This is a genomic window from Streptomyces sp. NPDC006510 (genome assembly GCF_040611955.1).
Lineage (GTDB): Bacteria > Actinomycetota > Actinomycetes > Streptomycetales > Streptomycetaceae > Streptomyces.
In genome coordinates, this window is the sequence record NZ_JBEXPH010000120.1 from 1 (window position 1) to 14,831 (window position 14,831).

A 14,831-nucleotide genomic window follows, 5' to 3' on the forward strand; every position below is an offset into this window, starting at 1 on the left:
GCAGAACCCGGGGGCCCGGGGCCCCAGCCCCGACCGCCCCCGACGCCGCCCGACAGCTTCACGGACACCCCGCTGATCCCACTCAGCACCAGGAACATCGCGAGGAACAGCGCGCCCACCGTGGCCTGTTCGCGCCGGTCCGCCGAGCGCCGCGCGGCGGAGATCCCCACCGCCAGCGCGCAGACGGCACCGACGGCCAGCGCTCCGGCCACCGCCCAGCCGTTCACTTCCTCGCCCAGTTCGGACAGCCCGATGCCGCCGTGCTCCATGCCCGCGCCGAAGAAGCTCACCTGCCCGCGCATGTCGTACTCGACCGGGGCGCCCCAGCTCAGCCCGAGCACCGCCAGGCCGATGTTCGGCAGCAGCGGCAGTGCGATCAGCATGGCCTGGCCGTCCACGTCGTCGGCGTTGGCGTACGCGATGTACCCGATCAGGCTGCAGAGCAGGAGTACGGCGCCGAGCACCCGTACCGCCGTCCCCGCCGCCCGGACCGTGCCGAGCGCCACCGGCCGCGCGGCCAGCCACTGGGCCGCCGCGTCGCGCTGGAGTACACCGCCGGTGACGAGCAGCGAGATGACCAGCGCGCCGAGCGCGGCGAGCAGCGGCGTGGACGAGATCGACACATCCGCGACATCGGGCTGGGCGAACAGCCCGAGTACCAGGACGGCGGCGGAGGCCACCAGGGCGATCCGTACCGCCGCCTCCAGGCCGCCGCCCTGCGCGCGGGCCCTGCGGGCGCCCAGGAACAGCGCACCCACCCACAGCACGGTGACGGTCAGCGGGACCACGGAGAGCGAGGCCCCGCCCTGCGACACGCCTCCTTCGAAGTCGTACCAGCCGCTCTCGAATTCGCCGCCGTTCCGTCCGCCCGCCGGGCCGATGGCCTGTAGCTCGAACCCGCCGCCGAATGCCTGGAGCAGCATCGCCAGCACGATCCGCAGCCGGTCGCCCCAGCCGACGACGATGTCGTCGCCCTGCCCGTACGAGGGGATGGCGAGCGCCACCGCGAGGGCGAGGATCAGTCCGGTGGGCCAGGCGGCCGCCTTCACCGATCCCGCCCAGTCGCCGCGGAAGGTCCGGCCGAAGAACGCGCCGAGGGGCGACGGAACGGCCGGACCCGGCAGCGGCGGAGCGGCCGGCATCGGCGCGTGACCGGGCGGCGGAGGCCGGTGGGACTGCGGCACGGGCGGAGCGTCCGGCATCGCCGGCGGGACGGCCTGCGCCGGCCCGGCCGCCGGGGCCGGCTCCACGGTCGGGCGTTCGCGCCCGCACTTCATACAGAAGCGCGCCCCGTCCGGGGCCTGTGTTCCACAGAACGGGCAGTACAACGGCATGCGGTCTCCGGCGGCAGGAACGGGGAGGGGACGGTGTCGGGGAAGACATGTGTGTTTTCAGCACGTGCTTTTCAGCATGTGCGTTTCAACGGACACATCTACCCCGCCGCCCGGTTCCCGTCGACGGAAGTCACCGAAGCGTTGTGTCAGGGGCGCACACCCCGGTGCAGCGCCACCACACCGCCGGTGAGGTTGCGCCAGGCGACCTTCGACCAGCCGGCCCGCTGGAGCGCGGCCGCGAGTCCGGGCTGGTCGGGCCAGGCGCGGATGGATTCGGCGAGGTAGACGTACGCGTCGGGGTTGGACGACACCGCGCGGGCGACCGGCGGCAGCGCCCGCATCAGGTACTCGGTGTAGACCGTGCGGAACGGAGCCCAGGTCGGCTGCGAGAACTCGCAGATCACCACCCGTCCGCCCGGCCTGGTCACCCGGTACAGCTCGCGCAGCGCCGCGTCCGTGTCCTGGACGTTGCGCAGCCCGAAGGAGATCGTCACGGCGTCGAAGGTCTCGTCGCGGAACGGCAGTCTGGTGGCGTCGCCCGCGGTGAACGGCAGCCAGGAGTTGCGCTTCTTGCCCTCCTGGAGCATGCCGAGGGAGAAGTCGCACGGCACGACGTACGCACCCGTCGCGGCGAACGGCAGCGACGACGTCGCCGTGCCGGCGGCCAGGTCGAGGATCTTCTCCGCGGGGCGGGCGTGCACCGCCTTCGCGACCTCCTTGCGCCACAGCCGGGCCTGGCCGAGTGACAGCACATCGTTGGTGAGGTCGTAGTTCGCCGCCACGTCGTCGAACATCGTGGCGACTTCGTGCGGCTGCTTGTCCAGGGAGGCTCGGGTCACCCACCCATTCAAGCAGCCCGGTCCGCGGCGCTCGGCGCCGGTCGCAGGTCATTACCCGGGTGGACTGAACCGATCGGTTCCACCGGCGGTCACTACAGAGGGGGCACGGAGCCGCCGGGATCCAGGGGGAACCCAGATGTCCGCACGAGGCGCAGGCCGCCGGCCGCGGCCGGAACACCGCCGAGGACGCCTGTTCGTCACTGTCGTCGTCCCGGTGGCGCTGATCGGCGCCGCCGTCGTGGCGGGGCCCCGGTGGAGCACCGGCGCCGAGGGGAAGGCGCCCGCACCGTCCGCGTCCGGAAGTTCACCGGGCACCGGCACGTTCACCGTCGCCCGCGCCCAGGACACCGGCAAGGGCAAGGCCAGGAGCAAGGCGTACCGCGTCGAGGTGGAGGACGGATCGGGCGTCGACCCGGACCGGGCCGCCGCCGAGATCGCCCGGATACTCGCCGCGCCACGGGGCTGGTCGCACCACGGCGAGCACATCTTCCGCCGGGTCGCCGAAGGACCGGCCGGGCTCGTCATCCGGATCGCCACCCCCGCGACCACCGACACCATCTGCGGGCAGGGCGGCCTCGACACCCACGGCGAGGTCAACTGCCGGGTCGGCACCGACGTCGTGGTCAACCTCAAGCGCTGGCAGCGGGGTTCGCCCGAATTCCACGGCCCGCTCGCCGAGTACCGGGCCCTGATCATCAACCACGAGGTCGGCCACTGGCTGGGCCGCGGCCACGAGACCTGTCCGGGCAAGGGCCGCCCCGCCCCCGCGATGATGCAGCAGATCTACGGGCTGAAGGGGTGCGTCTCCAACGCCTGGCCGTACGACGCCAAGGGCCGTTACCTGGGCGGCCCGCCGGTGCCGTGAGCCGGCCCGCCGTACGTACGCGTCAGCTGCGGCGGAAGACCAGCCGGCCGCCGAGCACCGTCGCCACGCAACTCCCGGCGCCCTCGGTCCGCAGCGCCGCCAGGTCCGGTACGCCGAACACGGCGAGGTCCGCGGGCCCGCCGACGGTCAGGGCCGTCGCGAACGCCCCGGCCGGTTCCGGTACGGACGCCAGTGGGTCGAGGGAAGCGGGTCCGGCCGACGGGCCGGGGGCGTGGACGCGCAGTCCCGAACGGGCGACCGCGGTGCGCACCGCGGGTCGGGTGAAGGGCCCCCGCACGGCGGTCGTACCGTGCCGCAGCATCCGTTGCAGGCCGCGCCGGGCACTCGCGCCCCAGCGGGCGTCGTCCATGGCGAGCGCGGTGAGCGCGTCGCCGGTGAGCGGCTCGGTGCCGAGCTCGTCGGCCTCGCGCGGGTCCGGGTGGTAGGCCGTCTCCAGCAGCGCCGGGGCCGCCGCGTTCAGCAGCCCCGGGGTGATCAGCCCGGACCACCGCCGGATCCGGGCCTGCGGACGGGCGGCGGTCAGCTCCCCGTACTCGCCGATGGCGACGACCACACCGCCGTCCACGGCCACGGAGTCCGCCCCGTCCGGGGTGCCGTGCACCGCGTCGGCGGCGTGAACCGTCAGCAAAACGGCCTCAGTTGGCGTTGAGGAGCTTCAGCTCCGGGTGTGCCGTGCCGCCCTCGATCGCCGTGGACGAGATGTGCGAGACCACACGCTCGTCGACCGGGTCGTTCGCCGGGTCGTCGTGGACGACGAGGTGCTCGTAGGTGGTGGCGCGCTGGGCCGGCACCCGGTCCGCCTTGCGGATCAGGTCGATGATCTCCAGGCGGTTGGAGCGGTGCTTGGCACCGGCCGAGGAGACGACGTTCTCCTCCAGCATGATCGAGCCGAGGTCGTCGGCGCCGTAGTGCAGCGACAGCTGGCCGACCTCCTTGCCGGTGGTCAGCCAGGATCCCTGGATGTGCGCGACGTTGTCGAGGAAGATCCGGGCGATCGCGATCATCCGCAGGTACTCGAAGAGCGTCGCCTGCGTCCGGCCCTTCAGCTTGTTGTTCTCGGGCTGGTACGTGTACGGGATGAACGCGCGGAAGCCCCCGGTGCGGTCCTGTACATCGCGGATCATGCTCAGGTGCTCGATGCGCTCGGCGTTGGTCTCACCGGTGCCCATCAGCATGGTGGAGGTGGACTCGACACCGAGGCGGTGGGCGATCTCCATGATCTCCAGCCAACGCTCGCCGGACTCCTTGAGCGGGGCGATCGCGGTGCGCGGCCGGGCCGGCAGCAGCTCGGCGCCCGCTCCCGCGAAGGAGTCGAGACCGGCGGCGTGGATGCGCTGGACGGCCTCCTCCACGGAGACCTCGGAGATCCGGGCCATGTGCTCGACCTCGGAGGCACCCAGCGAGTGGATGACCAGCTGCGGGAACGCCTTCTTGATCGCGGAGAAGTGCTCCTCGTAGTACTCGACGCCGTAGTCCGGGTGGTGACCGCCCTGGAACATGATCTGCGTACCGCCGAGTTCGACGGTCTCCGCGCAGCGGCGCAGGATGTCGTCGAGATCGCGCGACCAGCCCTTGGCGGTGTCCTTCGGCGCGGCGTAGAAGGCACAGAACTTGCAGGCCGTGACACAGACGTTCGTGTAGTTGATGTTGCGCTCGATGATGTACGTCGCGATGTGCTCCGTACCGGCGTAACGGCGTCGGCGTACGGCGTCGGCGGCCGTGCCCAGTGCGTGCAGCGGCGCCGAACGGTAGAGGTCGAGTGCCTCCTCCGGGGAGATCCGACCGCCTTCGGCGGCTCGGTCGAGGATGGGCTGAAGGTCGGCCTTCTCGGTCACCGGGCTGTCACCTTTCGGCGGTTTTTCAACGGATCTACGGACCGGTTCAGCGTACGCCAGCCCCTCTCGGGGTCAGCCGCCGGACCTGGTCAGCGTGGCGTACGGCAGACCCGCGCCGCGCTCCTCGGACCGGAACCGCAGGGTGCCGTCGGCGGCCAGGGTGAAGTGGACGTCGGTGGTGGTGGAGGTGCACAGGGTCGGGGTGCTGGGCCGGTCCGGGTCGACGCGTTCGTGGAGCGTCAACTCCTCGGCGGTGCCGGAGGTGAGGCTGGCGACGCTGTTGCAGCTGACGGTGACTCCGAGGTTGCTGAGCTCGGTGTTCATCCGGACCACGTCCGTGCCCTTCTTCCCCGCGGTGAAGACTGCGGTGAGCGTGCCGTGCGGCGCCCCGGTGGTCTTCTCGGTGACCGGGCCCTTCCAGGTGCCGATGAACTCCTTCGGCAGCTCGGTGATCTGCTCCGGGCTCCCCGTGCCCGAGTCGGCGGGCCGCGACGGCCGGACGGACGCGGTGGCGGCCGGCGGGGTGCTGTCGGCGTTGCCGTGCTCGGCACTGTTCCGTCCGCCGCCGCCCGGCATCAGGTCGAAGAGGAACGCGCTGCCCACGGTCACGGCGGCGAGCGCACCCGCCACCGCGAGGGCGACGGTGCAGCTCAGCCTCCGGCCCCGGTTCGCATCCGGCCGGGCCGGGGCGGAGTCCGCGCTGACGGTGACGGAGAAATGGGGGTCGGACGTACGTTGTCCGGGCAGCCCGTCCGGGCGGGGTGGCCGGGTCGGGGCGTGCGTGGGGAGCGGCCCGGCCGGCGGCCCGAACCCGCCGCTCGCGGCGCCTGCCCCGTTCGGACCTCCGGCCCCGTGCGCACCGTTGAATGCGTTGGCTCCGTCGGCGCCGCCCGCACCCCACGCCGCGTTGCTGAACGGCACCGGCCCCGACTGCACCGGCGCGTCCTGGGGCTCCAGGTCCAGCAGCGCGACCGCGGCCCGGCTGACCTCGCGCACCAGTGGTCCGGGCAGCCAGCCGGCCGCCACCAGCGCGGCGGCCCCGCCCGGTGCCAGCCGCCGGGCCAGCTCCATGGGCGTGGGCCGGTCCTCGGGCTCCTTCTCCAGGCACCCGGCGACGATCTCCCGCAGGTCCCCCTCCAGCTCCCCCAGCTCGGGCTCCTCGTGCACCACCTTGTAGAGGAGTACGGCCGAGGAGTCGCCGAGGAAGGGAGCGCTACCGGTCGCCGCGTACGCGAGCACCGCGCCGAGCGAGAAGACATCGGCCGCACCCGAGATGTCGACACCCCGGATCTGCTCCGGTGCCATGTAGCCGGGCGAGCCGACCGAGACCCCGGTGGAGGTGAGCGAGGCGGTGGCGCCGATGGCGTGGGCGATCCCGAAGTCGATAAGCCGGGGGCCGTCCAGGGCCAGCAGTACGTTGGACGGCTTCACATCACGGTGGATCAGCCCCTGCCCGTGCACCGCGGCCAGCGCCTCCCCCAGTCCGGCGCCCAGCGTCCGTACCGCGTTCCCGGGCAGCGGCCCGTGCTCGGCGACGGCGGCGGAGAGCGGGGGGCCGGCCACGTAGCCGGTGGCGACCCACGGAATGGGCGCGCCCGGGTCGGCGTCCAGCACCGGCGCCGTCCACTGCGCACCGATCCGCCGTGCCGCGTCCACCTCGCGCCGGAAACGCGCGCGGAACTGCTCGTCCAGGGCGAAATGCGGGTGCACGACCTTGACCGCGACGGTGCGCCCGCCCGCGCTGCGCCCCAGATAGACCCGGCCCATGCCGCCCGCACCGAGCCTGCCGAGCAATCGGTAGGGACCGATGGTCAGCGGTTCGCCGGCTTCCAGCGGCTGCATATGGACTCCCCCTGTGGACCGGCCTGACCTCCGACCGAAGCCTAGGGGGCGAAGGTCATCGGGTCACAGAGGAAACCATCCGCCTATTTCGCCCCTGAGGGAACGAACAACAGCTTTCGACACAACAAAAGGCGTGAATGCGTCGTTCACCCGAGCGATTCCACTACCGGCCGGGACACCTGACAGGCACTGCCCGGGAATTGACTATTCGACGCGGATTAACCCGAATCGATACCTGCCCGCGAGAAGCGACCGGAGAAGGAGCGGGAGAGAAGGAGAGAGAACGGGAGGAGGAAGAACGGAAGGTGCGAGCGGGAGGAGAGGAGCGGGGCGGGATAAGCGGCCCGGAAAGGTACGGGATTCATCTATATCCCGGGCATTCCGCGCGCAAGGCGCACTCCGCACAAGGCACACCCAGCACCCGCCCCCACGCACCGCACCCCCGCCGCCCGGCGCCCGGCGCCCGGCGCCCCGTCCTGCGGTCAGCCGCCGAGCAGCTCGACCTTCACGTCCGCCGGGAAGCCGGTCGTCGGACCGACCCGGCGCGCGAACTCCCGCACGCCCGCCAGCTGGTCCGGGCCGAAGCGGAAGTCCAGGGTGGTGAAGTACCGCTCCAGCACCTCCGAGTCGAAGGCCTCCCAGCGCGCCGCCTGCTCCGCGACCTTGGTGACCTCCTCCAGGGAGAGGTCCCGCGAGGCCAGGAAGGCCTCGTGCACCTTGTTCACCTGGTCCGGCCGGAGCGCCAGGTAGTCCTTGCGGGCCGCCCAGATCGCGAAGACGAACGGCAGCCCCGTCCACTCCTTCCACATCCGGCCCAGGTCGTGGACCTGGAGGCCGAGCCGGGGCGCGTCGTGCAGGTTGGCGCGCAGCGCCGCGTCGCCGATCAGCACGGCGGCGTCCGCCTCCTGCATCATCAGACCGAGGTCCGGCGGGCAGGTGTAGTAGTCCGGGCTGACCCCGTACCGCTCGGCGAGCAGCAGCTGGGCCAGCCGCACGGAGGTGCGCGAGGTCGAGCCGAGGGCGACCCGTGCCCGGTCCAGCCGGTCCAGCGGCACCTGCGAAACGATCACGCACGACATGACGGGCCCGTCGCAGCCCACCGCGATGTCGGGGAAGGCGACCAGGTCATCGGCGTTGCGCAGGTACTCCACCAGCGTGACGGGACCGATGTCCAGATCGCCCCTGATCAGCTGCTCGCTGAGCTTCTCCGGGGTGTCCTTCGAGAGTTCCAGGTCGAGCAGGGTCCCGGTGCGCGCCAGTCCCCAGTACAGGGGAAGGCAGTTCAGGAACTGGATGTGGCCGACGCGCGGCCGGCTGCGACGGTCGTCGCCTGCGACGGTTGAGACGGTTGAATTGTCCACATCGCGAGGCTAGACCCGTGGCGCGATCCGGAGGGCACCGGGGGCGCGGGCGCAGCCGGTGTCACTCCCCGGGAGCCCGGCTCCCACGGTCCGGGACCCCGGACGCCGCCCCGAGCCGTACCGGAACCGCTTCCGGCGGCACCCCGGAGGCGCCCTCCGTACCCCTCGAAGTCGCCTCCGCGACACCCTCCGGTACGCGCACTTCGTCAGCTCATCAGCAGGCCAATCAAACATCCGGGTGAAGTGATCTTTCCCTCTACCCTTCGATACACGCTGCGTGCTAGGCTCGACGCAAGTTGCAGTTTGGTTTCCCTTGCAGTACAGAGCCTGCGGAGCATGTAACCCGCAGGCTTTTGTAGTTTTCAGACTTCTTTGCAGGTTCTGGAGCAGGGCAACCCTTTGGCCCAAGGAGGGCTTATGGCTACCGGAACCGTCAAGTGGTTCAACGCTGAAAAGGGCTTCGGCTTCATCGCCCAGGACGGCGGCGGCCCGGATGTCTTCGTTCACTACTCCGCGATCAACGCGTCCGGGTTCCGCTCCCTCGAGGAGAACCAGGTCGTGAACTTCGACGTCACTCAGGGACCCAAGGGTCCGCAGGCTGAGAACGTCACCCCGGCCTAGTTGCCCGGGTCGGCCGATCGCGGCCGGCTAGTAGTACCCAAGGAGCCCCGCTCCTCCGCCTCGGCGGGGAACGGGGCTCCTGCCTTTTCGCGTTCCCCATTTGCCGCTCCCGTTCCTTTCCTCTCCGCTCCCCTGCTCCCCCTTCTCTCCCCCTTTTTCTTCCGGTGCCCGGTCTCAGGACGGCGGCGCTTGACCTTGACCCCGTGTGAAGCGGTGGGCTGGGAGACATCATGTTCACCATCGGAGAATTCGCCCGGTACGGACGGGTGTCGGCCCGGATGTTGCGCCACTACGACGCCATCGGGCTGCTGCGCCCCGACCGTACCGACCCCGCCACCGGCTACCGCTTCTACGGGGCCGCCCAGCTCGCCCGGCTCAACCGCGTCATCGCTCTCAAGGATCTCGGCTTCACGCTCCAGCAGGTGCGGGCCATCCTCGACGAGCAGGTGGGACCGGAGGAGCTGCGCGGGATGCTGCGGCTGCGCCGGGCGGAGCTGGAGGAGGCCATGAGGGCGGCGGCCGCACGGCTGACGCAGGTCGAGGCGAGGCTCCGGTCGATCGAGAGCGAGGGACACATGTCCGTTCACGAGGTCGTCGTCAAGAATGTCGCCGCGGTGCGGGTCGCCGAGCTGGCCGGCACCGCGGCCGGTTACGAGCCGGAGGACATCACTCCGGTGATCGGCCCGCTGTACGACCGGCTGTTCCCGTTGCTGGGCGAGGCGGGCGTCAGCCCGAGCGGTCCCGGGATCGCGTACTACGAGGACGCCCCGGAAGGCGGCGGCGCGGTCGTCGTCCACGCGGGGGTCACGGTGTCCGCCCCGGTGGGCCCGCTGGGCGACACCGGGATCACGGTGGTGGAGCTGCCCCCGTTCGAGGCGGCGACCATCGTGCACCGGGGTTCGATGGACGGCGTACTGCCGACGTCCCAGGCCCTGGCCCGCTGGATCGACGCCAACGGCTACCGGTCCGCCGGGTACGCCCGGGAGATCAGCCTGGAGTGCCCCGAGGACCGGGACAAGTGGGTGACGGAGATCCAGGAGCCGGTCACCAGGGCCTGACGCCGCACGTCCCGGGCCGGTAGGGGGCGTCGCGCACCCTTCCGGCCCGGGTACGTCACGCTCCTCCGGGCCCCGCCCACCGGCCGTCGTCCGTCAGCCCCAGCAGGTCGATCGCGTTGCGGCGCACGATCCGGTCCACCACATCGGCGTCCAGATGCCCCATCTGCGCCTCGCCGACCTCGCGCGACTTGGGCCAGGTGGAGTCGGAGTGCGGGTAGTCCGTCTCGTACAGGACGTTCCCGACGCCGATCGAATCCAGGTTCCTCAGCCCGAAGGCGTCGTCGAAGAAGCAGCCGTAGACATGCTCGGCGAACAGCTCCGACGGCGGGCGGTGGACCTTGTCGGCAACGCCGCCCCAGGCCCGGTTCTCCTCCCAGACCACGTCGGCGCGTTCCAGGATGTACGGGATCCAGCCGATCTGTCCCTCCGCGTACATGATCCGGAGGTTCGGGAACCGTTCGAACTTGCCGCTCATGAGCCAGTCGACCATCGAGAAGCAGCAGTTGGCGAAGGTGATGGTGGATCCGACGGCGGGCGGGGCGTCGGCCGAGGTGGACGGCATCTTCGAGGACGAGCCGATGTGCATCGCGATCACCGTCCCCGTCTCGTCACAGGCCCGCAGGAACGGGTCCCACTCGTCCGTGTGAATCGACGGCAGTCCGAGGTGCGGGGGTATCTCGGAGAATGCCACCGCGCGCACGCCGCGCGCCGCGTTCCGCCGGACCTCGTCCGCGGCCAGTCGCGCGTCCCAGAGCGGGATCAGGGTGAGCGGGACGAGTCGGCCGTGCGCCTCGGGCCCGCACCACTCCTCGACCATCCAGTCGTTGTACGCGCGCACTCCGAGCAGCCCCAGCTCACGGTCCTTCGCTTCGGTGAAGGTCTGGCCGCAGAAGCGCGGGAAGGTGGGGAAACAGAGGGCGGACTGGACATGGTTGACGTCCATGTCGGCGAGCCGCTCGGGGACCGAGAACGAACCCGGACGCATCTGCTCGTAGGTGATGATCTCCAGCTTGATCTCGTCCCGGTCGTAGCCGACCGCGGTGTCGAGCCGGGTGAGCGGGCGGTGCAGATCCTCGTACACCCACCAGTCGCCGATCGGCCCGTCGTCACCCTTCGCACCCATCACGGGCGCGAACTTTCCGCCCATGAAGGTCATTTCCTTGAGCGGTGCGCGGACGATCCGCGGGCCGCGGTCGAGGTACCTGGACGGGAGCCGGTCCCGCCAGACATGAGGGGGCTCCACCGTGTGGTCGTCCACCGAGATGATCTTCGGGAAGGTCTCCATGCCCACCACGGTAGCGCCGATCTGACGACCCGTCAGCTATCCGGACCTGACCTGTTCGGTAATCGTTGTCGAGGGCTTGTGCAGAGAGTCACCCACTGCTGACGTGCCACCCAAGACAAGGCAGACTGTTGAGCGCGATACCAGCGGTACCGAGCAATCCGGATCCACCCGCCCCGGACGGCACATGGGCGGGCAATCCAGGCGGGCAGCATCAAGCACGATGGGCAGCACAGGCGGGGCGAGCAGGGCAGGGGGCAGCAATGGACCGTGACAACGGGTCGCACGTGCGTGTTCCGGAGCAGCGCGCTCCGCAACAGCGGCCGGCGGGCGGCGTCGATCTGCGCTTTTCCGTGCTCGGTCCGGTACGGGCATGGCGGGACGGCGAAGCGCTGTCGTCCGGTTCGCCGCAGCAGCGCGCCCTGCTGGCGGCACTCCTCCTGCGCGACGGCCGCACGGCCACCGCCGCCGAACTCATCGACGCCATCTGGGGCGACGAGCCGCCCTCGCAGGCGCTCGCCGCCATACGCACGTACGCCTCCCGGCTCCGCAAGGTCCTCGACCCGCAGACGCTGATCAGCGACGCCGGCGGGTACGCGATCCGGGCCGGCCACGACGCCCTCGACGTGACGGTGGCCCAGGAGCTGGCGGCCGACGCGGAGAAGGCCCGCGCGTCCGGCGACCGCTCCCAGGCCCGGACCCTCCTCGGCAAGGCGCTCGGGCTGTGGGACGGCGAGGCCCTGGCCTCGGTGCCCGGACCGTACGCCGAGAACCAGCGCACCCGGCTGGAGGAATGGCGGCTCCAGCTCACCGAGTCCCGCCTGGACCTGGATCTGGAGGTCGGCTGCCACGCCGAGGCGGTATCCGAACTGACCGCGCTCACGGCCGCGCACCCCCTGCGGGAACGGCTGCGCGAACTGCTGATGATCGCCCTGTACCGCAGCGGCCGCCAGGCCGAGGCGCTGGCCGTCTACGCCGACACCCGCCGGCTGCTCGCCGACGAACTGGGCGTCGACCCGCGCCCCGAGCTGGCCCAGCTCCAGCAGCGCATCCTGCGGGCCGACGAGGAACTGGCCCGCCCCGCGGACGAACCGGCCCAGGCCCCCGCGCCGGTGCGGCCCGCCCAGCTCCCGGCCACCGTCCCGGACTTCACCGGCCGCGCCTCCTTCGTACGCGAGCTGGGCGACCGGCTGGCGACCGCCGAGGGTTCGGTGATGGCCGTCTCGGCGCTGGCCGGCATCGGCGGCGTCGGCAAGACCACCCTCGCCGTGCACGTCGCCCACCAGGCGCGCCAGCACTTCCCGGACGGCCAGCTGTACGTCGACCTCCAGGGCGCGGGCGCACGGGCGGCGGAGCCGGAGACCGTCCTCGGCGCGTTCCTGCGCGCCCTGGGCACCGCGGACTCGGCGATCCCCGACTCGCTGGACGAACGCGCCGCGCTGTACCGTTCCACGCTCGACGGCCGCCGCATCCTGGTCCTTCTCGACAACGCCCACGACGCGGCCCAGGTCCGCCCCCTCCTCCCCGGCACCGCGGGCTGCGCGGCCCTGGTCACCAGCCGCGTGCGCATGGTCGACCTGGCCGGCGCCCACCTCGTCGACCTGGATGTGATGTCGCCCGAGGAGGCGCTCCAGCTCTTCACCCGCATCGTGGGCGAGGAGCGGATCAACTCCGAGCGCGAGGCCGCCCTCGACGTGGTCGCCGCCTGCGGTTTCCTCCCGCTGGCCATCAGGATCGCCGCCTCCCGGCTGGCCGCCCGCCGCACCTGGACGGTCTCCGTCCTGGCCGCCAAGCTCGCCGACGAACGCCGCCGCCTGGACGAGCTCCAGGCCGGCGACCTCGCGGTGAAGGCCACCTTCGAACTCGGCTACGGCCAGCTGGAACCCGCCCAGGCCCGCGCCTTCCGCCTCCTCGGCCTGGCCGACGGCCCCGACATCTCCCTCGCCGCGGCGGCCGCCCTGCTGAACCTGGAGGCGCACACCGCGGAGGACCTCCTGGAGGTGCTGGTCGACACCAGCCTCCTGGAGTCCGCGGCCCCCGGCCGCTACCGCTTCCACGACCTTGTGCGCCTCTACGCGCGCTCCTGCGCGGAGCGGGGCGAGGAGCCCCTGGAGGAACGGGAGTCGGCGCTGTCGCGGCTGCTGGACTTCTATCTGGCCACGGCGGCGGGGGTGTACGCGCTGGAGCGGCCGGGGGACCGGCTGGTGGACCACCTGGAGCCGACGGAGCACGAGGGGCTGTCGTTCACCGACCGGCACGATGCCCAGGACTGGCTCTACTCGGAAGCCGGTCCGTTGCTGGCATGCGTACGCCAGTCGTCCGGGCCGGAAGCGCTCCGCCGGGCGATCGACCTTCTGTGGGCCGCCCTGGATCTCGCCGAATCCGGCGCGAACTCCAAGCAGTACGAGGCCGCTGCCTCATTCATCCTGAGTGCCGCCCGCACGTGCGGCGACCTCCGTGCCGAACGGCGCGCTCTGGTCACACTGAGCAACGCCCACCTGGGCGCCGGCCGGTTCGCTCAGGCCGATCAGGAGGCTCTCCAGGTAGTGGAGTTGTCGCACGACGGGCACGATCCGCTTCCCAACTGCTGGGCGCTCAACCACCTCGGGGTCATCGCCATTTATCAGAGCCGCCACGAGGACGGCGAGAAGTACCTGACTCAGGCAATCGAGGTTTTCCGTGCCGGCGAGAACCTCCCGGGAGAGGCTTCCGCGCTGTGCAACCTGTCCCGGGTCCACCTGGCCATGGGCCGGACGGCGAGCGCTGTCGCGCTGGCCCGCGAGGGGATCGAGATCTACGACGGGATGGGGCACTCGCTCCGGGGAGCCAATGCTCGCTACGCACTCGGAATCGCGTTGACCCGGAGCGGGGAACTCACCGAGGCGACCGACAGCTTCCTGGAAGCCCTGAAGGTCTTCCGTGACAGCCGCCAACGACTCTGGGAAGGCATGACGTTGTTCCGCCTCGCGGAAGCGGATCTGGCGGGAGACAACGCGGCCCAGGCCGCTTCCAAGGCGGAAATGGCGCTGACCGTCCTGCGCGGCATCGGCGGGGAGTGGCGTCGGGGGAACGTACTCACCGTCCTCGGGCACGCCCTCGACGGGATAGGCCAGTCGGGACGGGCCGTAGTCTGCTGGCGCGAAGCCCTCACGATCTACGACGACCTCGGTTCCGACGAGGCGGCAGGGATTCGCGACCTTCTTGTCCGGGTCTCCCCCGAGCGGCCCTGACGCCGGCCCGGCCCAGTCGTTCATCGTTCGTTTATCGCCGAGCGGCAAGCTCATGCCTGTCGATCCGTCGTGTCGGGGGGCAGACGGGGCGACGAGCGGCCAAGCCATTAGGGTGAGCGGCCCTGACAGGGGCCCGTCCGGCAGTCCACGGGGGAACAGCTGGGCGGGCCTCTCCTACGCAGCATGCCAGCCACAACGGAGATGACCATCATGGGCGAAAAGAAGAAGACCGACCCGATCATCAAGCCGCAGGACACCCACGCCACCGGCGCGGAGACCGGGTCGGTGACGACCCAGGACACGCACGCCACCGGCGGCGACATCAAGCTCACGGACACCCACGCCACCGGCGGCGACATCAAGCTCATGGACACCCACGCCACGAGCGAGCCGGCCAACTAAGCCGCAGTCGACGGGGTACGGGGGAACGGCCGCGGCGGCACGGAGGGGGAGCCGTCGCGGCCGTCGTACGTCCGGGGGGACGCACGACCGCAGGACGGGGGCGCACAACCGGAAGAGGGGCACGAGCCACCAGCTCGTGCC

At 71.3% G+C, this 14,831-nt stretch carries 11 protein-coding genes and 2 pseudogenes; 5 read left to right on the forward strand and 8 right to left on the reverse strand.

From position 1 onward, the window contains the following. The 3 genes and pseudogenes from ABZY11_RS29225 to ABZY11_RS29235 form a co-directional block, all read right to left on the reverse strand. Window positions 1-1,184: pseudogene (locus ABZY11_RS29225) on the reverse strand (zinc ribbon domain-containing protein); the annotation flags it as partial. 81 nt (window positions 1,185-1,265) lie between these two features. Beyond that, window positions 1,266-1,334, reverse strand: a pseudogene (locus ABZY11_RS29230) (zinc-ribbon domain-containing protein); the annotation flags it as partial. A 146-nt stretch (window positions 1,335-1,480) separates the two neighbouring features. After that, window positions 1,481-2,173, reverse strand: coding sequence for a demethylmenaquinone methyltransferase (locus tag ABZY11_RS29235; protein WP_356482009.1), 693 nt, complete (start codon window positions 2,171-2,173; stop codon window positions 1,481-1,483). Window positions 2,174-2,309: 136 nt separating this feature from the next. Here ABZY11_RS29235 and ABZY11_RS29240 point away from each other — a divergent pair, with 136 nt between their 5' ends. Next, entirely contained in the window at window positions 2,310-3,038 is a 729-nt protein-coding gene (locus tag ABZY11_RS29240; RefSeq protein WP_356482010.1) for a DUF3152 domain-containing protein, read from the forward strand. A gap of 22 nt (window positions 3,039-3,060) precedes the next feature. Here ABZY11_RS29240 and ABZY11_RS29245 read toward each other — a convergent pair whose 3' ends face one another. From ABZY11_RS29245 to ABZY11_RS29260, 4 genes are all read right to left on the reverse strand, one after another. Beyond that, window positions 3,061-3,687, reverse strand: coding sequence for a hypothetical protein (locus ABZY11_RS29245; RefSeq protein ID WP_356482011.1), 627 nt, complete (start codon window positions 3,685-3,687; stop codon window positions 3,061-3,063). A gap of 7 nt (window positions 3,688-3,694) precedes the next feature. Then, window positions 3,695-4,894: a cyclic dehypoxanthinyl futalosine synthase gene (gene mqnC, locus ABZY11_RS29250; protein ID WP_356482012.1), complete on the reverse strand. Its 1,200-nt coding sequence runs from the start codon at window positions 4,892-4,894 to the stop codon at window positions 3,695-3,697. 72 nt (window positions 4,895-4,966) lie between these two features. Then, window positions 4,967-6,736, reverse strand: coding sequence for a serine/threonine-protein kinase (locus ABZY11_RS29255; RefSeq protein ID WP_356482013.1), 1,770 nt, complete (start codon window positions 6,734-6,736; stop codon window positions 4,967-4,969). A gap of 482 nt (window positions 6,737-7,218) precedes the next feature. Next, window positions 7,219-8,097 carry a menaquinone biosynthesis protein gene (locus ABZY11_RS29260; RefSeq protein WP_356482014.1) on the reverse strand — a complete coding sequence of 293 codons (879 nt, stop codon included), beginning with the start codon at window positions 8,095-8,097 and terminating at the stop codon, window positions 7,219-7,221. Window positions 8,098-8,514: 417 nt separating this feature from the next. On the opposite strand from ABZY11_RS29260, the gene ABZY11_RS29265 reads away from it, so the two are divergent. Together ABZY11_RS29265 and ABZY11_RS29270 are read left to right on the forward strand one after the other, a co-directional pair. Continuing rightward, window positions 8,515-8,718, forward strand: coding sequence for a cold-shock protein (locus ABZY11_RS29265; protein ID WP_003967102.1), 204 nt, complete (start codon window positions 8,515-8,517; stop codon window positions 8,716-8,718). 230 nt (window positions 8,719-8,948) lie between these two features. Further along, on the forward strand, window positions 8,949-9,776 hold the full coding sequence (locus tag ABZY11_RS29270; RefSeq protein ID WP_356482015.1) for a MerR family transcriptional regulator: 828 nt from the start codon (window positions 8,949-8,951) through the stop codon (window positions 9,774-9,776). Window positions 9,777-9,831: 55 nt separating this feature from the next. Here the strand turns inward: ABZY11_RS29270 and ABZY11_RS29275 are convergent, their stop codons facing one another. Next, window positions 9,832-11,061 (reverse strand): amidohydrolase family protein, encoded by a 1,230-nt coding sequence (locus ABZY11_RS29275; protein ID WP_356482016.1) that lies wholly within the window; start codon window positions 11,059-11,061, stop codon window positions 9,832-9,834. Window positions 11,062-11,321: 260 nt separating this feature from the next. Between ABZY11_RS29275 and ABZY11_RS29280 the strand changes: the two genes are divergently transcribed. Both ABZY11_RS29280 and ABZY11_RS29285 read left to right on the forward strand, forming a co-directional pair. Beyond that, window positions 11,322-14,288: a BTAD domain-containing putative transcriptional regulator gene (locus tag ABZY11_RS29280; RefSeq protein ID WP_356482017.1), complete on the forward strand. Its 2,967-nt coding sequence runs from the start codon at window positions 11,322-11,324 to the stop codon at window positions 14,286-14,288. 183 nt (window positions 14,289-14,471) lie between these two features. Further along, window positions 14,472-14,690 carry a hypothetical protein gene (locus ABZY11_RS29285; protein ID WP_356482018.1) on the forward strand — a complete coding sequence of 73 codons (219 nt, stop codon included), beginning with the start codon at window positions 14,472-14,474 and terminating at the stop codon, window positions 14,688-14,690. Window positions 14,691-14,831 lie beyond the last annotated feature (141 nt).

What these genes read in the sequence shown, in the direction of transcription:
- ABZY11_RS29240 (WP_356482010.1), top strand. Translation starts at nt 2,310, where the DNA reads ATGTCCGCACGAGGCGCAGGCCGCCGGCCGCGGCCGGAACACCGCCGA.
- ABZY11_RS29255 (WP_356482013.1), bottom strand. Translation starts at nt 6,736, where the DNA reads ATGCAGCCGCTGGAAGCCGGCGAACCGCTGACCATCGGTCCCTACCGA.
- ABZY11_RS29265 (WP_003967102.1), top strand. Translation starts at nt 8,515, where the DNA reads ATGGCTACCGGAACCGTCAAGTGGTTCAACGCTGAAAAGGGCTTCGGC.
- ABZY11_RS29270 (WP_356482015.1), top strand. Translation starts at nt 8,949, where the DNA reads ATGTTCACCATCGGAGAATTCGCCCGGTACGGACGGGTGTCGGCCCGG.
- ABZY11_RS29275 (WP_356482016.1), bottom strand. Translation starts at nt 11,061, where the DNA reads ATGGAGACCTTCCCGAAGATCATCTCGGTGGACGACCACACGGTGGAG.
- ABZY11_RS29280 (WP_356482017.1), top strand. Translation starts at nt 11,322, where the DNA reads ATGGACCGTGACAACGGGTCGCACGTGCGTGTTCCGGAGCAGCGCGCT.
- ABZY11_RS29285 (WP_356482018.1), top strand. Translation starts at nt 14,472, where the DNA reads ATGCCAGCCACAACGGAGATGACCATCATGGGCGAAAAGAAGAAGACC.